This window comes from Planctomycetota bacterium (assembly GCA_016207825.1).
Classification (GTDB): Bacteria; Planctomycetota; MHYJ01; order JACQXL01; family JACQZI01; genus JACQZI01.
Genome location: JACQZI010000029.1, coordinates 44949 through 51425, shown reverse-complemented (window position 1 = coordinate 51425; position 6477 = coordinate 44949). Strand labels below are relative to the sequence as shown.

Annotated in this window: 5 protein-coding genes; all 5 read right to left on the bottom strand. The window is 45.1% G+C overall.

Translation table 11 applies throughout. The features are described 5' to 3' along the window. Positions 1-291: 291 nt before the first annotated feature. From ispH to HY811_10585, 5 genes are read right to left on the bottom strand one after another with little or no spacing between them, the layout of a single operon-like run. Positions 292-1158: a 4-hydroxy-3-methylbut-2-enyl diphosphate reductase gene (gene ispH, locus HY811_10605; protein ID MBI4835247.1), complete on the bottom strand. Its 867-nt coding sequence runs from the start codon at positions 1156-1158 to the stop codon at positions 292-294. A 2-nt stretch (positions 1159-1160) separates the two neighbouring features. Further along, positions 1161-3857 carry a hypothetical protein gene (locus HY811_10600; GenBank protein MBI4835246.1) on the bottom strand — a complete coding sequence of 899 codons (2697 nt, stop codon included), beginning with the start codon at positions 3855-3857 and terminating at the stop codon, positions 1161-1163. A gap of 6 nt (positions 3858-3863) precedes the next feature. After that, complete coding sequence (locus tag HY811_10595) at positions 3864-5423, bottom strand: VCBS repeat-containing protein (protein MBI4835245.1); 1560 nt, start codon at positions 5421-5423, stop codon at positions 3864-3866. Further along, positions 5423-5584 carry a hypothetical protein gene (locus HY811_10590; GenBank protein ID MBI4835244.1) on the bottom strand — a complete coding sequence of 54 codons (162 nt, stop codon included), beginning with the start codon at positions 5582-5584 and terminating at the stop codon, positions 5423-5425. The genes HY811_10595 and HY811_10590 overlap by 1 nt, the downstream gene beginning before the upstream one ends. A 26-nt stretch (positions 5585-5610) precedes the next feature. Beyond that, positions 5611-6402: a helix-turn-helix domain-containing protein gene (locus tag HY811_10585; protein ID MBI4835243.1), complete on the bottom strand. Its 792-nt coding sequence runs from the start codon at positions 6400-6402 to the stop codon at positions 5611-5613. Positions 6403-6477: the final 75 nt, after the last annotated feature.

The window sequence follows — 6477 nt, the reverse complement described above, 5'->3', positions numbered from 1 at the left end:
TTTGCCGATTCACATAATAAATCAGGGGTCATAGACGGGTTCTCCTTATAAAAATACTGTTCTCTACAAGTATTTTCGTCTATGACCCTGTTTTACTTTAACTTTTATATCACTCCTCAAAATAATTATTCAACAAAGCAACTATCCGCATAATACTGGTATACAATCCGTATGGTATAAGCATACTATCCGCATGATATGGGCATAGAATCTGTATGACATAGGTATACTATCCATACGATGTGCCCACCTCACCCCCATAGCATATATAGGGTATCCATATAATATATATTACCCATTATTTTTTAGGGCATTGATGACTGATTCGGTTATCCATTCCGGTGTGGAAGTCCCTGAAGTTATGCCAATCGTGCGATATTTTCTGATTTCCTCAAACGGAATCTCTTTGGGCTGGGCGATATGGAATGTTGGAACGCCGGTGGAGCGCGCAAGCAATGCCAATCTCGTCGTATTCGCGCTGTGATGAGCACCGACCACAATAAACGCATCCACTCTTTTCGCCATTCGCTTGATTTCCTCCTGGCGCAAGGTGGTTACCCGGCAAATAGTGTCTATTACCTCTAAATCCGGGATGCGCTTTTTCAGCGCGGCAACTATTTTTTCATACGCCTCTTTTTGGAAGGTGCTCTGGGCGATGACCGCATACCGGTTGCCTTTCTTCAGCTTAAGATGTTTTGCCTCTGCCGGGGAACTAACGACCAATGGTTTTATTACGGCATTGCCGGATTTGGCGTAGCCGACCAGGCTGATGACCTCGGCGTGCTTTTTATCGCCGACTATAATCACCCGGAAACCTTGTCCGGCGTATTGCTTGGCTTTTTTCTCAGACACTTTGACGTGCGGGCAGGTAGCATCAATAATCTTAAACCCCCGCTTTTCCAGTTTGGTTACCGCATCGGGCGGCAGGCCGTGTGCCCGGATGATTATCACCGCCGGCGACTTGGCCTTTGGATTGTATGCCATAATCCCTTGTTTTTCAAGGAGTTCCACGGCTTCCTGGTTATGGATAAGAGGCCCCAGCGTATAGATTTTTTGCCTGCGCTTGGCTAAGGAGGGCTTTGCCATCTGCTGGGCAAGTTCCATCGCCCTTTTTACCCCCCAGCAAAACCCGGTCGTCTTGGCAATAATTATCTTCATTTCTAATCTTTTGAAAGTATCGGTAATGGTTTAAGATATACTTTCGGGTCGCCAAACGGACCCTCAATCTTGATGGTATAAATCGGGCGGGAGAATATTTTAATCAGGTTCTTGACAAAATCAAGCGGAATAAATCCGGTTTTACGTTCCTCAATATCCACCTGCACGTCAAGAATCCAGTTGAAATCCATCGTCCCTTTCCCCCTCAAAAAAACTTCGGGACTGGTGAATTTAATCCGGTCAAGCTGGAACTTCCTGTCTTTTATCCTGAATTTTACTTCACCGCGTTCAAACTTTGATTTCTTGGTAAACTTAAACGTGGAAAATATGGCAAAAAGGGGCGGGACATCCCACAATTGAGCCTCGGAAATAGTCAGAACCCCATGCCCGCCGATTGTCTCAGGGGCGCTTCCAGTGCCGTTGATTTCCAGTTCAAGGGCGGTTTTCCCTATGACCTCAGCGTTATTCGGGAAGGTATTGCGGCTGAAATCGGTCAGGTCCAATCCGTTTACGTTAAATTTACCGCTATAATTAAAATCCGGCAGGGAAATATTCAAAGAACCGGTAACACTGCCCTGGTAAGCAGTCCCCTGGATTTTAGTCGCCATTATCCGGTTATCCTGGTGGGAAAATGTCATCGATACATTCTCAAAACGCTTGTCACTTATTTTAACCTGGGAGAGATTTATGGAACCAAGGGAATAATGCTGTTTTTCTCCTATTTTGTGCCCGTCAATGATTAACTTGCCGCTTATTTCGGTAAACGGGATGCCCGTGGTAAATGCACCGTTTGAGATATTCGCCGTCAGGTGGTAATCAATCCGCGTTTCTGATGGGGTGATGTTCTTGGATTTTGGATTATTCTTCTGGATATCCGCAGAAATATCCAGGTCGCCGGTAAAGTTCAATGACTTGCAGGATTCTATGACTTCAACCGGGAAAATATCTTTAGCCGCCGGAGTGATATTAAAATTACGCGCTTCTAATTTCAGGGTATAGGGAGCGTTAGAACTTGGCGTCATTAACGATGCCGGATCAATGACATCGCCGGAGATTTCAAGCTGTGATTTTTCATTTTCCGCCGCCAGTTTGTCTATTTTCAGCCTTCCGCGGGGATATTCCTTATTTTGTATGAAATCAACCTGCCCGCTTGCATTCTTAAACACAAAAGGCGCCGTTCCATAGTTGAATTTGACGCCTTTGCAATTAAGGCCCACGTTAAGGTCATATATCTCCGCAAACTTTTCGGGGTTTTTTATGGTTATTACCGCATCCGCAATCCCTTCGGGCTGCTGGGCTTCCCAGAAATGCTTACTGCCCGGCAGTAATTTTTCCATGGCGTCTTTCAGGACGTAATCGCTAAGTTCGATATCTTTTCCTTCAATAATGACGTCAATCGGTCCTTTTTTCGGGTTGGTATTATAGAACGTCCCCTTGAGGTTTACGGCGGATTTATTGCGCTTGGCGCTGATAGAATTAAGCGTAGTTTTATCATGGGCGTATTCGATTTCACCCTCTATTTCGGTTAAGGGATACGGAAAACTTGTCGGGGTGGCGGAACACTTATGGCAGGTTATTTTTGCCTGGTACATGGTGTTTTGATTTTCACCCGGCGCACGGGTTATTAAAGTCGTAAAGTCAATCATTCCATCAGGTTTAAGGCCGTCCCATATCTTTTTTAATGGTTCCGGCAGAGTTTTTGCCAATTGGTCATCCAACGGCAGTCCCTGGACGGAAATACGCAGTTCATAGCCGTCATCTCTTGCCAAACCGGTGCTTTTTCCCTCCATGGTAATTTTCGCCGCGCCGTTATTGCCGCTCAGGCGTTCGATTACCATCCCGCTTTCATTAAATTCGAGTTTTCCCTTGATGTTATAAACGTTATAAGGGAATTTGAAAAATGCGACATTGGTGTCTAATGATTCGACCATGATGTTAAAACGCGGGCTGGAATTTTTATCCGGATGGTAGGAAATATTTACTCCGGCATTTATTTTCCCTATGGGCTGGTATCTTTCCCAGGCGGTTTTTAGGTTTGGCGCTAATTTCTGCGGGCTTGCCTCATTTATATTCAATTCGCGGGTGAAAAACACCAGGTTAATCCCTTTGCTAATCGTGTCAAATTCGCCGTTTATCAGCCATTGCCCGAAAACGCCTGCATCGGTTGAACCGTCAATAATATATTGGGAACCGGTTACCGGATATACGTTGAGCACCAGGTTATCGAAGGCATGGGAATACCCGGCGGTTAAAAGCGCTGGGTGGGCAAAATTAATTTTACCGTTCCTGATTGTTAATGTCGGTATTTTTTTCCCTGGTGATGACCTGGGTGCTTTAAAGCGGAAACTGGTTAGTTTTTCCTGGGAAACCGCCATTTCCGGCGTGTCAATCAGGATGTTTTCAAAAACCAGTTCGCCTTTTAAGAGCTTCCCGGTATCATAAGTGATTTTAATCCGGCGCGCTTTTAGGATGGGTTCGTTCTGCAGGGTGGCCAGGCTGATGCCGTAAATATCAATGCCGCTAAACCAGTGGAATTTAACCCTTTCAATCGTAACCGGCAACCCGGTGAGGTTTTTTAAGGTCTCCTGGACTCTCTCTTTAGTCACCAGGCGCACGGAGACTATATGGATATTGACCGCGGTTATCACCACTATCAGAAAAAATAAAATAACCAGATACGGGAAGATTCTTCGTCGCATAATAGGTTATTTGGAAATCATGATAATAATCCTGGTGCTGTATCGCAATATAATATCGTTTTTACCGTCCATGTTAAAATCCAAAACATCTACGCCGGATGGTATTCTCAGCCGGTATAAAAGGTAATCATCCTTGCCGAAACTTACCATAAGCGGGCTTCCAAGTTTATCGCGCTTTCTGGACAGGCGGATATTCAGCTTGCCGTGCCTTTTGTCCGGGCTGGAAATCGTCAGGACATCCGGCCGTTTATCCCCGTCAAAATCCTTGAAATAAATGTGGGAGAAATATGAAGTGCCTTTGCCGATTAATTCAAGCGGGAAATTAATTGAACGTTCGTAATCCGGGTTTGATGAAAACTTGCGTGATTTTGCCTGATAAGTCCTGATATGATAAGTCAGCGCTAAGTAACGCAATAAAACTTTCTGGATATTTGAGGTCATATCCATCTGGAATGATGCGGTAATCAAATCGAGATTGCCGTCTTCATTTACGTCATCCAAACGGGCCAGCGGGACTACCCCTTTGAGGTTAATGACCTGATCCGGAGTTTCTTTGTAACAGAATGATTGGCAGTCTTGGCCTTGAAGGCTGCCCTGGAAAACCAGGACCTGCGTGCGAACGTCGCCCAGGCTGTCAATCTTGCCTTTCATTATGGAAATCATCATGTCAATAAGCTTATCCTGGTTTATGTCGGAAAAATCCAAGGCTACCTGGTTAAATTCATTCGGGTCGGCGTCATTTTCAAGGGATTTGATACGTGAACTTCCGCTGGCGGTTACAGTAAACCTTTCCGATAGGGCAGCGCTTTCGTTTTGCAGGTAATAATTCAATTCATCTCCTTTTAGCATTACCGCATCGATCATCCCGTCCGCATTTATATCTTTGATAAGAATATTAGGCAATGAATGTTTGGCCACGATAAAACTCGCTGATGTCTGGTAAAATGACTTTTCAGCTGGGTGGCCGACCGGGCAAGAAGTGAATTTTCCGCCGGGCGTTTCCTGAAAATATACTCTGTATCCGTCTAACTGGGGGATGAGCGCATCGTCATAACCGTTCCTGTCAATATCAACCGGTTTTTGCAGAATGGGCAAATAATTACGTTCCGGCTTGATGAAAATCGGGGTTGCATCCAAAATCTTTTTGCACGCCAATTTCATTCCCGTCTGGCTGCTTGATTCCGTATCGGGCACGAAATAGTAAGCCCAAAACTCGTCGCTGGTTAAATAACCGATTTCGATGCCTGTTTCAGGCATAAAATCACCGAGCAGTAAAGCGGTTGCCGCGCCGTCAATTTGCCACTGGAAGTCGGCCGCGTCCGAAAACCCGCCTTTCTTCTGGAGGTAAATAGAACCGGTAAATCGTGGACCGGTCGAAATGAGGAAAATATCGTTCAATCCGTCCTGGTTAAAATCGCAAAACTCGTAACTGCAGATATCGGACTGCATCGGAATGGTGGTTATGTTAAAGCGGTTTAAACCGATTGAATCATCCTCGGCAAAAAGCCCGATAGGGCCCGTATAGAGGGATAAAATGATTACCGGTAATACTAGGCGACGTATCATCAACGGGTATCCTTCTGTTTCAAGGTTAATTTTGAAGCCGCCCGCTTTTTAAGCAAATCCGGGCGGTTTTTGCCTAAGCGGGACTGTGATTTATATAATGCGCAATTACCGTATCTTTTCATGATATTTATCTTGTTCTGGCGATTATTTAATCCGCGCATTGGTGTTTACCTCTTTTATATTTCAGTTAACTACGCTTAAAATTACGGATTATCTGGACGATAACGCCTTTAATAACATTTCTGGAGTTTTTATTCAGGCTGACCGGCGGCATATCCGGGTTAAATGTCAGAAGCTGGATATCCTTATTTTCGGTGAAGTAATATTTGCGAACGTAAGCATTTTTATCCATGCTTATTAATACCAAATCACCGCTTTGGGGGATAATTCTCGGATCGACAATCAAAATATCCCCGCCTTCTATCTTTGGGTACATTCCATCATCTTTCGGGGCAATAAAGCAAAAACGGTAGGCTTTCCACATATCCGAAGGAACCTCCTGCCACTTAGCTGCCTTGATCTTGCCGTTTATCGTTATCGGTATTTCATTATAATTTTGGAGAATGGGTAAAAGCGGTTTTGGCGGGAGAGTGGCCGCCTGTTCCTGCACTTGATGCAAACCGCGCTTAAATACGCCTTTTTGCGAGGATGGATGTATTGCCAGCGAAAACGGGCTCAAGATGCTTGCCAGCCATTCAGTGTTTTTACCGGCTTTTGAACTGACGGCAAGCTGCCGCAGGTGTTCGCGGATATCTTCCGGGGTCCTTTCCAGGTGTGCAACCGCCAATAAAGCCTTCGGGTCGATTCCCAGAACACGGGTGATTCTTTTGATGACCGCATCGGATGGGGGAGGTTTGCGCCGTGCTTCCAAGGTCGAAATATACGACCCGGTTAGCCCGGCTTTCCGCGCCAGCTCAACCTGGCTCAAGTTTTTCTTTTCCCGCTCATCTTTAAGCATTTGTGCGAAAGTCAGCTTCATATATAGTGAAATTATAAATACGGGGGGCCCGAAAGGCAAGAAAATTAGCTATAACTAAAAAGTTAATTTCACTGC

Excerpts from the sequence above, each read along its gene's own strand:
- ispH (MBI4835247.1), bottom strand. The coding sequence starts at position 1,158 with ATGAAGATAATTATTGCCAAGACGACCGGGTTTTGCTGGGGGGTAAAA.
- HY811_10590 (MBI4835244.1), bottom strand. The coding sequence starts at position 5,584 with ATGCGCGGATTAAATAATCGCCAGAACAAGATAAATATCATGAAAAGA.
- HY811_10585 (MBI4835243.1), bottom strand. The coding sequence starts at position 6,402 with ATGAAGCTGACTTTCGCACAAATGCTTAAAGATGAGCGGGAAAAGAAA.
- HY811_10600 (MBI4835246.1), bottom strand. The coding sequence starts at position 3,857 with ATGCGACGAAGAATCTTCCCGTATCTGGTTATTTTATTTTTTCTGATA.
- HY811_10595 (MBI4835245.1), bottom strand. The coding sequence starts at position 5,423 with ATGATACGTCGCCTAGTATTACCGGTAATCATTTTATCCCTCTATACG.